Source organism: Pseudonocardia nigra (assembly GCF_019396355.1).
Taxonomy (GTDB): domain Bacteria; phylum Actinomycetota; class Actinomycetes; order Mycobacteriales; family Pseudonocardiaceae; genus Pseudonocardia; species Pseudonocardia nigra.
Map to the genome: position 1 here is coordinate 1 of NZ_JAHKRK010000010.1, position 15,319 is coordinate 15,319.

A 15,319-nucleotide genomic window follows, 5' to 3' on the forward strand; every position below is an offset into this window, starting at 1 on the left:
CATCGTCGGCCGGGTCACCCGCCGTGCCGTCGGAGGTGATGGTGAGGCCGGCGGCCGCCGTGTCGCGGGCGGCGGTCTCCGCCGCGGCCTCGATCGCGTCCATCGACCCGAACTCCCGGGCCAGCGCCTGCGCCGCGGTGGGACCGACGTGCCGGATCGACAGCCCCACGAGCACCCGCCAGAGCGGCCGATCCTTCGCCGCCTCCAGGTTGGCCAGGAGCTTGTGGCCGTTGGCGGAGAGATCGCCCTCCTTCTTGCGGAACAGGTCGACCCGCAGCAGGTCCTCCTCCGTGAGCCGGAAGACATCGCCCTCGTCCTGCACCACGCCCGAGGTGAGCAGGGCCGTGGCGGCCTCGTAGCCCAGCCCCTCGATGTCGAACCCGCCGCGGCCGGCCACGTGGAACAACCGCTCCCGCAGCTGCGCGGGGCAGGAGCGGGCGTTGGGGCACCGCTGGTCGACGTCGCCCGCCTTCTGCCGCACCAACCGGGTGCCGCACTCCGGGCAGTGGGTGGGCATCGCGAACTCGCGCTCGGAGCCGTCGCGCATCTCGACGACCGGGCCGAGCACCTCCGGGATGACGTCGCCCGCCTTCCGGATGACGACGCGATCGCCGATCAGCACGCCCTTGCGGCGCACCTCGTCGGCGTTGTGCAGCGTGGCCAGCGCGACCGTGGACCCCGCCACCACCACCGGCTCCATCTGCGCGAACGGGGTGACCCGGCCGGTACGCCCGACGTTGACCTGGATGTCGAGAAGCTTCGTGGTGGCCTCCTCGGGTGGGTACTTGAAGGCGATCGCCCACCGCGGCGCCCGCGAGGTGGAGCCCATCCTGCGCTGCAGCGCCACCTCGTCGACCTTGACGACGATGCCGTCGATCTCGTGCTCGATGTCGTGGCGGTGCTCGCCCCAGTACTCGACGTGGGCGACGACCTCGTCGACGCCCTTCAGTACCACCGAGCGCTCCGAGACCGGCAGCCCCCACGCCCGCAGCGCGTCGTAGCCCTGCGACTGCCGCTCCAGCGCGAAGCCCTCGCGCTTGCCGAAGCCGTGGCAGATCAGCCGCAGCCGCCGCGCCGCCGTGACCCGCGGGTCCTTCTGCCGCAGGGAGCCGGCCGCGGTGTTGCGCGGGTTGGCGAACGGCGGCTTGCCGGCCTCCACCAGCGAGGCGTTGAGCGCCTGGAAGTCCTCCAGCCGGAAGTAGACCTCGCCGCGCACCTCGACGACCGCGGGCACCGGGAACTCCTCGGTGCTCGTGAGCCGGTCGGGCACCTCCTCGAGGGTGCGCATGTTGAGCGTGATGTCCTCGCCGGTGCGCCCGTCGCCCCGGGTGAGGGCCCTGGTGAGCTTGCCGTTCTCGTAGAGCAGGTTGACGGCGAGCCCGTCGATCTTCAGCTCGCACAGGTAGTGGATCTGCTCCGACCCCACGTCCCGGGCCACCCGCTCGGCCCAGCCGCGAAGCTCGTCGGCGCTGAACGCGTTGTCCAGGCTGAGCATGCGCTCGAGGTGGTCGTGCGCGGCGAACTCCGTGGAGAACCGGCTGCCCACCTTCTGCGTGGGCGACTCGGGCGTGACCAGCTCCGGATGCTCGGCCTCCAGCTCCACGAGCTCACGCCACAGCGCGTCGAACTGCCCGTCGGAGATGACGGGCGCGGCGAGCACGTAGTAGCGGAACTGGTGATCGGCGATCTCGGTGGCCAGCCGGACGTGCCGCTCGCGGAGGTCGGGCGTTGCTTCGGTCACGGCGGAAGGCTATCGAGGACTCCCGACGATTCCGGGTGGGCGACACCCAACGGTGGCAGCATTTTGCCGAAGAACGGCATTCCTGCCACTCGTGGACACCCCGGGACGAGCGGAAGCTCGGTCCATGTTCCTCGTCCACTGCCCCCGGCACGGCTCCCGCGTCCTGTTGTCCGAGCGGCGGATCCGCGCGCTCCACAACACCCCCGAGGGGATCGTCGTGGAGGTCGAGTGCCACGACGGCGAGCGCATCCGGGTCGTCACCGGCCGGCACCGGCGTTCGGAGGAGACGAACGGGGCGCTCGTCGGATAGGGACCGGCGACCGTCCCTTTCGTCGGATCAGCCGAGCTCCTTCAGGGCCGTGACATAAGCGGCGACGTTCGTCGGCCCACGGCCGGTCAGTACGCCGTGCAGGTGCGTGACCAACACCTCGCCGATCGCGTGCAGCGCGTCGTGGCGGTCCATGCCCGACTCGAGCAACCGCTGGGCCGCCTGCCAGGCCTCCGGCGGATCGTCGTCCCACAGTTGGTTGGCGACGATCTCGTGCACCGCGACATGCAGCCGCGGGTTCACCCCGCCCACGACGTCCGGGTCCGGGTCGGCCGGCGCGTCGTGGTACTCCGGGTGCTCGCCCCTGATGAGCACGGCCCTGTCGTCCGGGTCGCTCGGGTCCAGGTGCGCGAAGTACTCGTCGCCGATCTTCGCGGTGCCGAACGGCATCGCGAAGAACCGCCGCTCGATCAGATCCCGCAGCCCGTACGCGTCCAGGCCGTCGAGGTCCACCCCGGCGATGTAGACGTCGGCGGGGGCGCCGCCGGGCGCGATGCCGTCGTCCTCGTCGAATGCCGTCGTCATCTCGTCGATGATCTCCCGCAGCTCGGCGAGAGCCTCCGCGGGCAGGCCCACCCGTGCACCGGCCCAGTCGGCCCACGCGGGCAGCGTCTCGTTGAGCGCGGCGAGCACGGCGTCGCCCGGATCGGGTTGCTCAGGCAGCCAGCCGAACAGGAACCGCTCGGTCTTCGCCGGGCTCACCCGCAACGGCTGCCCGCGATCGACGTCCGCGCCGAAGTCGACGATGAGCTCGATGCACGCTCGGGCTCCTGCCGGGAGATCCCGCCCGGCGTCCGAGGCGAGGAACTCCTCGACGATCCGGTGGCGCTGTTCCGCATCGACTGTCGGGGCCGGCTGCGGGGGAGGCGCCGGCACCAGCCGCGCCCTGGCGTTGGCCAGCGCTCGGAACGGGGGGAAATCCTCGTTCACCGGAGGTTCCACGGCCGCGTCGGTCGCCGCGAGGGCAGGCGCCAGCATGCCGCCTGCCTCCTCGTGGGACAGCTCCCGCAGCCAGACGCCAGCGCCGTCGGCGAGCTCCCGGAGGTCGTCGAGGGTCTCGACCGGGTCCGCCGTGACGAACGCGTCCTTGGCGATGCCGCCGAGCGTGTGGTCCACCAGCACCGCGACGCCGTGTTCCACGCCGGCCCGGTCGACGCCCAACAGAACGGTGGTCTGGTCGCCGTAGACGTCACCGTAGGCCCACGTCATCGTCACCCGCTCCGCGCCGAGGTCCTCGACCCACGCCGGCTCGGCCACCCCGCGGGCGGCCAGGGCGTCGGCCGCTGCAGCAGCCTGGGCACGCTGTCGCTCCGTCCCGAGCACGGCGATGCAACGCAGCAGTGCGAGCGCGCCGGTCCGCTTCCGGCTGCCCGCGTACGCGACGACGGCCTCGCCGAACACGACCTCGGGGTCGTCGTCGACGATGAACAGCCCCCACCACGCCCCGAGCATCTCCGACACGTACAGCTCGGCCTGGAGTGCGTCCGGGACCCGCTCGAGCTCGCGAGCCGCCACCTGCACGGTGCGGGCCACGATCTGGTCCGGGCCGGGCGGGGCGCCTGCGCCGCGCCCGGTGGGCTTGCGCTTGCGTCGCTTGCTCTCCGGGCTCACAAATCCTCCTCGCTGACGCTCACCGCCCACGTTCGCGGCGTTGCTGTGCTCTCGCCCACCGTGCCAGGCCCCGCTACCAGTCCTCCGGCGGGTCGACGAAGGCCTGCCCGAGGTCGCGGGCCAGCGCCATCGCCCGCCGCGCCCACGCCGGCGTCGCGCCGGCGAGCCCGCACGTGGGCGTCGGGACCGCGAGCGCGCCGAGCCGGGCGCGGTCGAAGCCGAGGCGGTCGGCGAGGTCGAACGCGCCCCGGGCGAGATCGCGCAACACCGGCCGGGTGGCGGGCTCCCGGGCGGGCACGAGCCCCAGCAGCAGTGGCGTGCCGGCGTCCCACACCTCGCCCAGCGCGTCGAGCGCCGCCGGCCGCGCCGTCGCGCCGGTGAACGCCGGACGCGTGGCGTCGATCCCGATGCCCGCGGCCCCGATGCCCGCCAGCAGCCGCACCGGCGGGCGGTCCGCACAGCAGTGCACGACGACCGGCGCGCCGAGCGCGGCGACCATGTCCCGCAGGGCGTCCTGCGCGTCCGGCTCGGGCACGGCCCGCACCGTGCCGAAGCCCGACGCCGTGGGCAGCGAGCCGTCCAGCACGGCGGGCAGCGCGGGCTCGTCGAGCTGCACGAGCACCTGCGCGCCCGTCCGCTCCGCGACCTCGCCGACGTGGGCCAGCAGGCCCTCCGTCAGGCTCGCGGTGAACTCCCGGACACCGCCCCGGTCGGTGAGCACCCGGTGCCCGGTGTGCAGCTCGACCGCGGCCGCGAGCGTCCACGGGCCGGCGACCTGCACCTTCACCCAGTCCGGGCGCACCGGATCGCACGCCTCGTCGAAGGCGTCGACGTCGGCGCGGCGCAGGTCCACCGCGCGCCGGTGGTCGCGGCCGGGGCGGGCGGTCACGCGGTAGCCCGTCGGGACGACCTCGACGGCGAGGTCCACGAGCAGCCCCGCCGTCCGACCGATCATGTCGGCGCCGACGCCGCGGACGGGCAGCTCGGGCAGGTGCGGCAACAGCGGCAGCTCGCCCACGACCGTGGCGGCGGCCTCGCGGGCGTCGGTGCCGGGCAGCGACCCGACGCCCGTTGCCGCCCCGTCGGGCCAGCGTGCGGGCGGTGGGGTCTCGGCCGGGTCCTCGGCGGGGCCGGGCACGACGATCGCGCCGCCTGCCGCGGTCTCCCCCGGGGTCGCCCCGGCCAGGCCTGCCGCGGCGAGCGCGGCTTCGAGGGCGTCGTCGGTACTCACAGCGGTTGTCTACCAGCGGGCCGCCAGAGGGAAACGTCGTCCCCGCGAGTCGGTACGGCGTGGCGGGCGAGTTGCGACGATCCGGCGGCGGCTCGCACGTCCGGAACGGGCGACTCGCGAGCGGTCAGGGCCGACACGCCCGCCAATCCGTGCCGACTCGCATGTCCGGAACGGGCGACTCGCACGTCGGGAACGGGCGACTCGCGCGTCGGGAACGGGCGACTCGCGGGGTGGGGTCAGTGGGTGGCGGTGATCGTGGCGCTGCCCAGCACGACGTCCCCGGCGGGGTCGGGCCGGTAGAGGGCCACCGCCTGCCCCGGCGCCACGCCGCGCAGCGGCTCCTCCAGCTCGACGCGCACACCGTCCGGGCCCGGTTCGGCCACCGCGGCCGCCAGCCCGCCGTGGGCGCGCACCTGGGCCATGCAGGGGAACCTGTCCCCCGGCGAGCGGCCCGCGCTCCACACGGGGCGTGCGGCGTCGATGGTGCGGACGTCGAGCGCGCCGGCGGGCCCGACCCGGACGGTGCCGCTGACGGGCTCGATCCCCAGCACGTAACGGGGTCGCCCGTCGTCGGCGGGGGCGTGGATGCCGAGGCCCTTGCGCTGGCCGACGGTGAAGCCGTGCACCCCGTCGTGCCGGGCCAGCTCCGCTCCGGTGGCGTCGTCCACCACGGCGCCCGGCCTGCTCCCGAGCCGCGCGCCGAGGAAGGCGCGGGTGTCGCCGGACGGGATGAAGCAGATGTCGTGGCTGTCGGGCTTGTCGGCCACCCGCAGCCCGCGCTCGGCGGCCTCGGCCCGCACCTGCGCCTTGGGGGTGTCGCCGATGGGGAACATCGAGTGGGCGAGCTGGTGCTCGGTGAGCACGGCGAGCACGTAGGACTGGTCCTTGTCGGCGTCGACGGCCCGGCGCAGCTGCCCGTTCTCGAGCCGCGCGTAGTGCCCCGTGCAGAGGGCGTCGAACCCGAGGGCGAGCGCCCGCTCCAGCAGCGCCGAGAACTTGATCTTCTCGTTGCACCGCAGGCACGGGTTCGGCGTCTGGCCCGCGGCGTAGGCGGCGACGAAGTCGTCCACCACGTCCTCCGTGAACCGGGCGGCGAAGTCCCAGACGTAGAACGGGATGCCGAGCACGTCGGCGGCCCGCCGGGCGTCGGCGGCGTCCTCGCGGGAGCAGCAGCCCCGCGACCCGCTGCGCAGCGCGGCCGGGGTCTCCGACAGCGCCAGGTGCACGCCGACCACGTCGTGCCCGGCGGCGACGGCGCGCGCGGCGGCCACCGCCGAGTCGACACCGCCGCTCATCGCGGCCAGCACCCTCATCGCAGCACCCTCATCGCAGCGCGCTCTGGCCGGCCCGGCGCGCCCGCTCCACCACGCCGCCGATCACAGCGGCCACCGCGTCGACGTCGGCAGCGGTGGACGTGTGGCCGAGGGAGAACCGCAGCGATCCCCGGGCGGTGGCCTCGTCGGCGCCCATCGCGAGCAGGACGTGGCTCGGCTGCGCGACACCCGCGGTGCAGGCCGAGCCCGTGGAGCACTCGATGCCCTGGGCGTCCAGCAGCATCAGCAGGCTGTCGCCCTCACAGCCGGGGAACGACAGGTGCGCGTTGCCGGGCAGCCGCGAGGGGCCGCCCTCGACGACGCCGGTGCCGGAGTCGCCGTTGAGCGTGGCGTCGGGCACGGTCGCGAGGATCTTGCCGACGAGGTCGTCGCGCAGCCCGGCCAGCGTGGCCGCGCGCCGCGGCGTGTCGGCGGCCGCCAGCTCGACAGCGGTGGCGAGCCCCACCACGGCGGGGGTGTCGAGCGTGCCGGAGCGGACGTCGCGCTCCTGGCCGCCGCCGTGCAGCAGCGGCGTGAGCGCGACCTCGCGGCCGAGCAGCAGTACGCCCGCCCCGTAGGGGCCACCGAGCTTGTGCCCGGTGAGCGTGAGCGCGTCGGCGCCGGACGCGGCGAAGTCGACCGGCAGCACGCCGACGGCCTGCACGGCGTCGGTGTGCAGCGGTACCTCGAACTCGTGGGCGATCGCGGCCAGCTCCCGGATCGGGTTGACGGTGCCGACCTCGTTGTTCGCCCACATCACGGAGACGAGCGCGACCCGCTCGGGCTCCCGGGCGAGCGCGGCGCGCACCGTCTCGGGCCGGACGCGCCCGAGGTCGTCGACCTCCAGCAGCTCCACCTCGGCGCCCTCGTGGGCCGCCAGCCACTCCGCGGAGTCGAGCACCGCGTGGTGCTCGATGGCCGACACCAGCACCCGGGTGCGCTGTGGGTCAGTGGCGCGCCGGGACCAGTAGAGGCCCTTGACCGCCAGGTTGTCGCTCTCCGTGCCCCCAGTGGTGAGCACCACCTCGGACGGACGCGCACCCACCGCGGCGGCGATCCGCTCGCGCGCCTCCTCGACCTCCCGCCGGGCCCGCCTGCCCGCGGTGTGCAGCGAGGAGGCGTTGCCGGTGCGGCGGAGCGCGTCGGTCATCACGGCCACCGCCTCGTCGAGCATCGGCGTGGTGGCGGCGTGGTCGAGGTAGACGGCCGCGGGCTGCGACCCCGTCGCTGGTGATGTCACGTCAGACCTCGTCGCTGCCAGTCCAGGGCGGCCACCCGTCCCGGTCGATGAACCGGGGTCCAGGGTAGTCGCCGCTCCGTGGCGCACCCCCTGCCGGGCGTCAGGCCGCGACCGCCCCCGACGGGCGGACCGCGGTGCCCTCGACCACCGGGTGGACGAGGCCGGTGACCGTGGCGACGGCCTCCCCCGCACGCCGCGCCAGCTCCCGCCGGTCCGCGACGGCGGCGGCCGGGATCACGGGCAGCACGGTCAGTTCGCACACCAGCCCGGGCAGCCGCAGCACGCGCCGCACTGCGTCCCACAGGGTCTCGTCGCCGACGAACGCGGCCGCGAAGGCGGGCGCACCCGCGGCGTCGCGGAACGTGACCGCCACCGGCCGGACCGGCATCCCGGCATCGAGCGCCGCCTGGAACGCGGCGCGACGGAACCGCCCGGCCGCGGCGCCGCAGAAGGTCGTGCCCTCCGGGAAGACCGCGACGACGGCGCCCGCCCGCAGTGCGGCCGCCGTCTCCGCGACGGTTCCGGGCAGCCCGCGCAGACCCGCGCGGTCGACGAACAGCGCGCCGGTCCGCGCGGCCACCGCACCGATCAGCGGCCAGTCGCGCACCTCGCGCTTGGCGAGCATCCGCACCGGCTGCACCGCGCCGAGCGCGAGCACCTCGAGCCAGGACAGGTGGTTGGCGACGACGAGCGTTCCGCCACCCGTGCTGTAGCGCTCGTCCCCGATGACGCGCAGCCGCACGCCCGCCGCGGCGAGCGCGGCCCTGCAGCACGCCCGCACCCAGTGCTCGCGCGCTCGGCCCGCAGCAGCGGCACGCCCAGTACCGCGCCGAGCAGCACCGCCGCCAGCGCCGCCAGCCGCACGGCCACCACCGGCGCGCCGGTCCGGGCAGGAGCGGATGCGGGCAAGCAGCGCGGCCCGCAGGGTGACGTCGGCGCCCAGCCTGCGGCCACCGCCGGATGCGTCATCCCGCGCCCCCGAGGAAGAACCGCACGTAGCGGTCGTCCATGTGGTCGAGGCCCAGCAGGACCAGGAAGTCGCGCAGTCGAAGGCGGGGTCGCGGGCGGGCGGGCCGCACACCCACGCTCCCAGGCGCAGGTAACCGCGCAGCAGCGGCGGCATCGGGGCCCGGCTCCGGGGGGCGACCAGCGGCGGGCGCCACGGCACCAGCGGCCGCACCCGGTAGGGCTCCGGGGCGAGGTGCCGCGCGAGCACCCGGTCCCAGACACCGGCGGCGAGCGCACCGCCGTCGGCGAGCGGGACGCTCGCGCACCCGGCGAGCCAGCGGTTGCCGGTCAGCAGCATGTACCGGGCGATCCCGGCCCAGACCAGGCCGACGACGGCCCCGTCCCGGTGGTCGGGGTGCACGCAGGACCGGCCCGCCTCCACCAGCGACGGCCGCAGCGGGGCGAGGCCGGCCATCGCGAACTCGGTCTCGGAGTACAGCCCGCCCGCGGCGCGGGCGCGCTCGGGCGGCAGCATCCGGTAGGTGCCGACGACCTCGCCGCTGACGTCCTCCCGCACCACCATGTGGTCGCAGTAGGGGTCGAAGCGATCGATGTCGAGGCCGGGCTCGGGTGTGGTGAGGACGGCGCCGAGCTCGCCGGCGAAGACCTGGTGGCGCAGCCGCTGGGCGGCGCGCACGTCGTCGGCGTCGGTGGTGAGGAGCAGCGAGTAGCGGCGGGACGCGGCGGCCTGCGGCGTCCTGGCGAGCACCTGCGACGAGGTCACGGGCTCTTGCTACGGGGCACAGGCAACGGGCGCGCCTGGACGAGCCGACGTCGCCGTGGCAGCGGGGTGAACACACGGCCGGCGGCGCCGGGCCGCCGGTTCCGGAAACACGCCGTGCCCCGGGCGGCCTGCGCCTGCCCGGGGCACGGGAGCCCGCGGAACGATCCTCGGCGGATCAGCCCTTGCGCTTGGTGATCTCCTCCTGGAGCTGGGGGGCGACCTTGAACAGGTCGCCCACCACGCCGAAGTCGGCGATCTCGAAGATCGGCGCCTCCGGGTCCTTGTTCACCGCGATGATCGTCTTCGAGGTCTGCATCCCGGCCCGGTGCTGGATCGCCCCGGAGATCCCCAGCGCGATGTACAGCTGCGGCGACACCGTCTTCCCGGTCTGGCCGACCTGGAACTGGTGCGGGTAGTAGCCCGAGTCCACCGCCGCGCGCGAGGCACCCACCGCGGCCCCCAGGGAGTCGGCCAGCGCCTCCACGACCGCGAAGTCCTCGGCCGAGCCGACCCCGCGCCCACCGGACACCACGACCGTGGCCTCGGACAGCTCGGGCCGGTCACCACCGGTGATCGGCTCCCGCGCGGTCACGGTCGCGCTGAGCCCCTGCGCCGCCGGCACCGACACGGTCTCCTCCGCACCCGCACCCGGGGACGGCTCGACGTCCACCGCACCGGCCCGCACCGTGATCACCGGATGCGCGGTGTTCGCCTTCGCCTCGGCGATGTACGCGCCACCGAAGATCGAGTGCGTCACCCCGTCGGCACCCACCGCGACCACGTCCGACAGCAACGCCGAGTTGGTGCGCACCGCGACCCGGCCGGCGATCTCCTTGCCGTCGGCCGACGTGCCGATCAGCACCGCCGCCGGCTCGGTTGACCCGATCAGCTCCACCAGCACCGACACCTCCGCCGCCAGGAACTCCGACGCGTCGGTCTCGGCGACGTAGATCTTCTCCGCGCCGTACTCGGTGAGCCCGTCGGCCAGCTTCGCCGCCGTCCCGGCCGGGCCGACCACCACCGCCGACGGCTCACCCAGCCCACGCGCCGCGGTCAGCAGCTCGTAGGTGGACTTCTTGACCTCACCCTCGAGGTGGTCGACGAGGACCAGCACCTCAGCCATGAGTGTTCTCCTCTATCTCTCGTCGATCCGGGTCAGATGAGCTTCTGGCCGACCAGGTACGCGGCGACCTTCGCACCGCCGTCACCCTCGTCCTCGATCTTCTCGCCGGCGCTCTTGGGCGGCTTCGGCGACGCCGAGGTCACGGTGGTCAGCGCGTTGGCCAGGCCGACCTCGGACGCCTCGATCCCCGCGTCGGCGATCGTGATCGCCGCGACCGGCTTCTTCTTCGCCGCCATGATCCCCTTGAACGACGGGTACCGCGGCTCGTTGATCTTCTCACCCACGCTCACCACCGCCGGCAGCTCCGCCGTCAGCGTGGTCACCCCGTCGTCGGTCTCCCGCTTCACCGTGATCGACGACCCGTCCACGGTGATCTCCCGCGCGTGCGTCAGCGCCGGCAGCCCCAGCACGTCGGCCACCATCGCCGGCACCGCGCTCGAGCGCCCGTCAGAAGCCTCGTTACCGGCCACCACCAGGTCGAACCCGCCCTCGACGGTGCCGATCGCCTTCGCCAGCGCGCGGGCGGTCTGCACCGCGCACGACCCCGCCAGCGCCTCGTCCGACAGGTGCACGGCCTTGTCCGCACCCATCGACAGCGCCTTGCGGATCGCGTCGGTGGCCCCGTCCGGACCCATCGTCAGAACGGTCACCTCCCCGCCCTGGGCCTCCTTCAGCTGCAGGGCCGCCTCCACCGCGCGCTCGTTGATCTCATCGAGCACCGCGTCGGTCGCTTCGCGGTCCAACGTGCCGTCGGAGTCCTTGAGCTTCCGCTCCGAATAGGTGTCGGGCACCTGCTTGATCAGCACGACGATGTTCATCGGACCTCTTCGACCTCCTGCCGGTGCGGGCGTGCCGCGGTGGGCCTTCCGGGCGCGCGCTCGGCCGCGGCGCCCCTTTGCCGACTCTGCCACCCGTGACCGCTCTGCGGCGCAACGGGCGTCCGGCCATTGTTACCGGGGGGTAGAGCGGCGGTAAATGCGAGACGGAGTGAACCGCCTCACCGCGCGGCCCGCCCGTCGGACACGAGCATGCCCGGTCCGGTTCGCGGGTACCCGTACGAAATGCCGCTTCTCAACCGCATCCGCAACTTCCTCGCCAGCCCCCAGGGCCGCCGCGTCACTGAGCAGGGCAGGCGGATGGCCTCCGACCCGCGCAGCCGCCAGCGGGCCCGCGGCTTCCTCGCGCGCCTGCGCCGCCGCTGACGGCCCGGTCGCCCCGTCCCCCGGCCGACCCCGGCCGGGGGACGGACGAGAGCGCGCCCAAGGGACCGCCGGACATGGCCTAGGGTCCGGGAACCGCCCGAACCCGTGGAGCCGCCCATGCTCGTCCCGGTCCCCCCGCGCACCGTGCGCGCGCTGGGTGTCGCGCTCGCACTCGCCGTCGGCTCGACGGCATGCGCGAACCCCGAACCGCTGGTGGAGGAGCTTCCGCAGGCGGCGCCGGGACAGCCCGCGGGCACGGTCGTGCTCCCCGCGGGAGCATCGGACGTCGCCCGGACCGTCCAGCGGATCCAGGACGCGATCACCGCGGCGGGCGGGACGGTCACGGCCTTGGTCGACCATGCCGCCGACGCGCGCGGCGTGGGCGTCGAGATCCCGCCCAACACGGTGGTGATCGGCGGGTCGCCCGCCGCCTGGCAGCCGCTGCTCCGGGCGGACCAGCAGGCCGCGGCGGAGCTGCCCCAGCGCTACCTCGTCCGGCAGGACGGGACCGGTGCGGTGACGCTCACCACGAACAGCGCCGCCTACGTCGCGGCCGTCTCCGGCGTCGTCGCGCCCGAGGCGCGCACCGCGCTGCACGACACGACCACGGCGGTGGCGCGCCAGGCGCTCGGCGCCGACCCTCCCCTGGGGTCCCCACTGATCGGGGTGACCCCGGTCAACTATCTCCTCACCGTGCCGACCGACAGCCCGGTGCCCGAGGCCGTCGACCGGCTGCGGCGCGCGGCCGCGGCCGGCGCCGGCCGCGTCGACGCGGTGCTGGACCTGTCCGCAGGCCCCGGGGACGGCGGCCCGCCGCTCCGGCCGACATCGCTGGTCCTGGTCAGCACGCCCGAGGCCGAGGCGCCGCTCCTCGCGGCCGCCCCCTCGATCGGGCTGGACCTGCCGCTGCGGTTCGCCGTGTGGCGCGACGCGCAGGACGTCACGCAGATCGGCTACCCCGACCTGCGACGCATCGCGGTCCGCCACGGCATCCCCGTGGACGACCCGAACGTCGCCCGGCTCACCGCCGACGCCGACCGGATCGCCCGGGCCGCGGCCGGCGCCGTCGACTAGGAGGACGCGGTGGTGGTGACGGGGTACGACGACCGGCAGGGGTGCGGCTACGTGCTCAGGACGGGGGCCGATGCCACCGGGGCGGCGCCGCCGGGCGCCCAGAGCGTGAGCCACGACGGGGTCACCGTGCTGGCCACCCCCGAGCTGGCCGCGACGCTGCGCGACGCGCTCAAGCACCGGCCCACCGCGCTGCTGAGCTGGTCGGGGCCGCGGGTTCCGCTCACCCTGGACGACGCCACGCTGCTCGCCTGGCTCACCTACGACGTCGGCGGGGTGCTGACCGTCGCGAACCCGCCTCGCTGACACCGCCACGGCCGCCACCGGCCCGGTTGCCGCCGCTCCGGACGGGTCTGGGACGGTCCGGACCGTGACTCGCCACCCCGACGGGACGACCGCGGACGCCGACACCGATCGATCGGGGCGCCTGCCCCTCACCGGCGAGCGGACGGTCCCGGGAATCCCGGAGGAGAACTACTGGTTCCGCCGGCACGAAGCCGTCTACGAGGCGCTGCGTCCCCGGTGCGCCGGGGCGGTCGTGCTCGAGGCGGGCAGTGGGGAGGGGTACGGCGCCGACCTGCTCGCCGGCGTCGCCGCGACCGTGCTCGCGCTGGACTACGACACCGATGCCACGGCGCACGCGGCGCGCCGGTACCCGCGCGTCGGCGTGGGACGGGCCAACCTCGTGGCGCTCCCGGTCCGGGACGGCGGCTGCGACGCGGTGGTGTCGCTCCAGGTCATCGAGCACCTGTGGGAGCAGGAGCGGTTCCTGCGCGAGTGCCGCCGCGTCCTGCGGCCCGGCGGCGCGCTGATGCTGTCGACGCCCAACCGGATCACGTTCTCCCCCGGCCGGGAGACGCCGCTCAACCCGTTCCACACCCGGGAGCTGTCGGGCGCGGAGCTCGCCGGGCTGGTGCGTGACGCCGGGTTCGCCGACGTCGAGGTGCTGGGACTGCACCACGGGCCCCGGCTGCGCACGCTCGACGCCCGCCACGGCGGCTCGATCGTCGACGCCCAGGTCGCCGTCGCGGTCGACAACGCGGAGTGGCCTGCCGGGCTGCTGTCCGACGTCGCCGGCGTGACCGTCGCCGACTTCGAACTGCGGGCCGACGACGTCGACGCGAGCCTCGATCTGGTCGCGGTTGCCGTGCGCCCCTGAGCCGGACCACCGGCCAGGTCAACTCGCCAGTAACCTGCTGACGTGACGGAGCGCGAACGCGAACCCGTCGGCACGTTCTGCCTGGTGCTGCACAGCCATCTGCCCTGGCTCGCCCACCACGGGCGGTGGCCCGTCGGCGAGGAGTGGCTCTACCAGTCGTGGGCGCACTCCTACCTGCCCGTGCTCGACGTCGTGGAGCGGCTCGCGGCCGAGGGGCGGCGCGACCTGCTGACGCTCGGCGTGACCCCGGTCCTGGCCGCGCAGCTGGACGACCCGCACTGCCTGCGCGGGGTGCACGACTGGCTCGGCGGCTGGCTGCTGCGCGCCCACGGCGCCGCGGACCGGCTGCCCGACCTCGCCGCCCACGAGCACCGCACGGCGACCGCGGCGCTCGCCCTGTTCGAGTCGCGCTGGCGGCACGGGGCGTCGCCGGTGCTGCGCGGCCTCACCGACGCCGGGGCGCTGGAGCTCCTCGGCGGCCCCGCCACCCACGCGTTCGCGCCGCTGCTGCAGCCGCCGGTGCGGGCGTTCGCGTTGGCCACCGGGCTCGCCGACGCCACGCTCCGGCTCGGCACCCGGCCGGCGGGCATCTGGGCGCCCGAGTGCGGCTACGCGCCGGGTATGGAGGAGGGCTACGCCGCGGCGGGCGTGCGGCGCTTCCTCGTGGACGGCCCCTCCCTGCACGGCGACACCGCAATCGCCCGGCCCGTGGGCGGTTCGGACGTGCTCGCGTTCGGCCGGGACCTCGACGTCACCTACCGGGTGTGGTCACCGCGCGCGGGCTACCCGGGTGGGCGTGACTACCGCGACTTCCACACCTACGACCACCCATCCGGACTGAAGCCGGCCCGCGTCACCGGGCGGTCCGTGCCGCCGGAGGACAAGCGGCCCTACGAGCCCGACCGCGCTGCCGCGGCGGTGGCCCGCGACGCGGCCGACTTCGTCCGCGTGGTCCGGGAAAGGCTCGCGCAGCTGCGGGAGCGGCTGGGGCGGCCCGCCCTGACCGTGGCGGCGTTCGACACCGAGCTCTTCGGGCACTGGTGGCACGAGGGGCCGGCCTGGCTCGAGGCCGTGCTGCGGGCGCTCCCCACCGCGGGAGTGCGGGTCACGACCCTCCGCGGCGCCGTCGACCACGGGCTGGTGGGCGAGCCCGCCGACCTGCCCCCGTCGTCGTGGGGGTCGGGGAAGGACTGGCGCGTCTGGGCGGGCGAGCAGGTGGCCGACCTCGTGGCGCTGGGCGACCGCGTCCAGAAGACCCTGCTGGACGCGGTCGCGCCCGGGGTGACGCGCGACCCGATCCGCGACGCACTGGCCCAGGAGGCGCTGCTCGCGCTGTCCAGCGACTGGGCGTTCATGGTCAGCAAGGACTCCGCGGCCGACTACGCCCGCGGCCGGGCGCACGGCCACGCCACGCGCGTCGAGGAGCTGGCCGCGCTGCTGGCCGCCGGCCGCCGTGCGGCCGCGGCCCACCGGATCGCCTCCTGGGGCGGCGACGACAGCGCGTTCGGCCACGTCGACCCCCGCCTGCTCGCCGCCCGCTGAGCCTCCGCGCGCACCTCGTTTCCGCT

At 75.1% G+C, this 15,319-nt stretch carries 14 protein-coding genes and 1 pseudogene; 6 read left to right on the plus strand and 9 right to left on the minus strand.

Annotation, left to right across the window (positions count from 1 at the left end):
• The coding region (ligA, locus tag KME75_RS04385) for an NAD-dependent DNA ligase LigA (RefSeq protein ID WP_219413225.1) at window positions 1-1,741 on the minus strand (1,741 nt) is incomplete at its 3' end.
• A 124-nt stretch (window positions 1,742-1,865) separates the two neighbouring features.
• Here ligA and KME75_RS04390 point away from each other — a divergent pair.
• Complete coding sequence (locus KME75_RS04390) at window positions 1,866-2,051, plus strand: hypothetical protein (RefSeq protein WP_219413226.1); 186 nt, start codon at window positions 1,866-1,868, stop codon at window positions 2,049-2,051.
• 27 nt (window positions 2,052-2,078) lie between these two features.
• On the opposite strand, the gene KME75_RS45605 is transcribed toward KME75_RS04390, so the two are convergent.
• The 8 genes and pseudogenes from KME75_RS45605 to KME75_RS04430 all read right to left on the minus strand — a co-directional run bounded on the left by KME75_RS45605 (window position 2,079) and on the right by KME75_RS04430 (window position 11,137).
• Complete coding sequence (locus KME75_RS45605; protein ID WP_219413227.1) at window positions 2,079-3,680, minus strand: DUF1841 family protein; 1,602 nt, start codon at window positions 3,678-3,680, stop codon at window positions 2,079-2,081.
• A gap of 73 nt (window positions 3,681-3,753) precedes the next feature.
• Window positions 3,754-4,818 (minus strand): uroporphyrinogen decarboxylase/cobalamine-independent methonine synthase family protein, encoded by a 1,065-nt coding sequence (locus KME75_RS04400; protein WP_372452560.1) that lies wholly within the window; start codon window positions 4,816-4,818, stop codon window positions 3,754-3,756.
• A 329-nt stretch (window positions 4,819-5,147) separates the two neighbouring features.
• Window positions 5,148-6,224, minus strand: a complete 1,077-nt coding sequence (gene mnmA / locus KME75_RS04405) for a tRNA 2-thiouridine(34) synthase MnmA (RefSeq protein WP_219413229.1) — start codon at window positions 6,222-6,224, stop codon at window positions 5,148-5,150.
• Between the two features lie 10 nt (window positions 6,225-6,234).
• The gene (locus KME75_RS04410) at window positions 6,235-7,464 is read right to left on the minus strand and encodes a cysteine desulfurase family protein (RefSeq protein WP_308282548.1); all 1,230 of its coding nucleotides are present in this window, start codon (window positions 7,462-7,464) and stop codon (window positions 6,235-6,237) included.
• Window positions 7,465-7,564: 100 nt separating this feature from the next.
• The gene (locus tag KME75_RS04415; protein WP_308282549.1) at window positions 7,565-8,245 is read right to left on the minus strand and encodes a lysophospholipid acyltransferase family protein; all 681 of its coding nucleotides are present in this window, start codon (window positions 8,243-8,245) and stop codon (window positions 7,565-7,567) included.
• Window positions 8,246-8,429: 184 nt separating this feature from the next.
• Window positions 8,430-9,196, minus strand: a pseudogene (locus KME75_RS04420) (GNAT family N-acetyltransferase).
• A gap of 175 nt (window positions 9,197-9,371) precedes the next feature.
• Entirely contained in the window at window positions 9,372-10,319 is a 948-nt protein-coding gene (locus KME75_RS04425) for an electron transfer flavoprotein subunit alpha/FixB family protein (protein WP_219413230.1), read from the minus strand.
• A 32-nt stretch (window positions 10,320-10,351) separates the two neighbouring features.
• Window positions 10,352-11,137: an electron transfer flavoprotein subunit beta/FixA family protein gene (locus KME75_RS04430; protein ID WP_219413231.1), complete on the minus strand. Its 786-nt coding sequence runs from the start codon at window positions 11,135-11,137 to the stop codon at window positions 10,352-10,354.
• A 243-nt stretch (window positions 11,138-11,380) separates the two neighbouring features.
• Here KME75_RS04430 and KME75_RS04435 point away from each other — a divergent pair, with 243 nt between their 5' ends.
• The 5 genes from KME75_RS04435 to KME75_RS04455 all read left to right on the plus strand — a co-directional run bounded on the left by KME75_RS04435 (window position 11,381) and on the right by KME75_RS04455 (window position 15,293).
• Window positions 11,381-11,521: a hypothetical protein gene (locus KME75_RS04435; protein ID WP_219413232.1), complete on the plus strand. Its 141-nt coding sequence runs from the start codon at window positions 11,381-11,383 to the stop codon at window positions 11,519-11,521.
• A gap of 117 nt (window positions 11,522-11,638) precedes the next feature.
• On the plus strand, window positions 11,639-12,595 hold the full coding sequence (locus tag KME75_RS04440) for a DUF302 domain-containing protein (protein ID WP_219413233.1): 957 nt from the start codon (window positions 11,639-11,641) through the stop codon (window positions 12,593-12,595).
• Window positions 12,596-12,604: 9 nt separating this feature from the next.
• Window positions 12,605-12,898: a hypothetical protein gene (locus KME75_RS04445; protein ID WP_219413234.1), complete on the plus strand. Its 294-nt coding sequence runs from the start codon at window positions 12,605-12,607 to the stop codon at window positions 12,896-12,898.
• A gap of 64 nt (window positions 12,899-12,962) precedes the next feature.
• Window positions 12,963-13,751 carry a class I SAM-dependent methyltransferase gene (locus KME75_RS04450; protein WP_219413235.1) on the plus strand — a complete coding sequence of 263 codons (789 nt, stop codon included), beginning with the start codon at window positions 12,963-12,965 and terminating at the stop codon, window positions 13,749-13,751.
• A gap of 42 nt (window positions 13,752-13,793) precedes the next feature.
• Window positions 13,794-15,293 (plus strand): 1,4-alpha-glucan branching protein domain-containing protein, encoded by a 1,500-nt coding sequence (locus KME75_RS04455; RefSeq protein WP_219413236.1) that lies wholly within the window; start codon window positions 13,794-13,796, stop codon window positions 15,291-15,293.
• The last annotated feature ends 26 nt before the right edge of the window (window positions 15,294-15,319 follow it).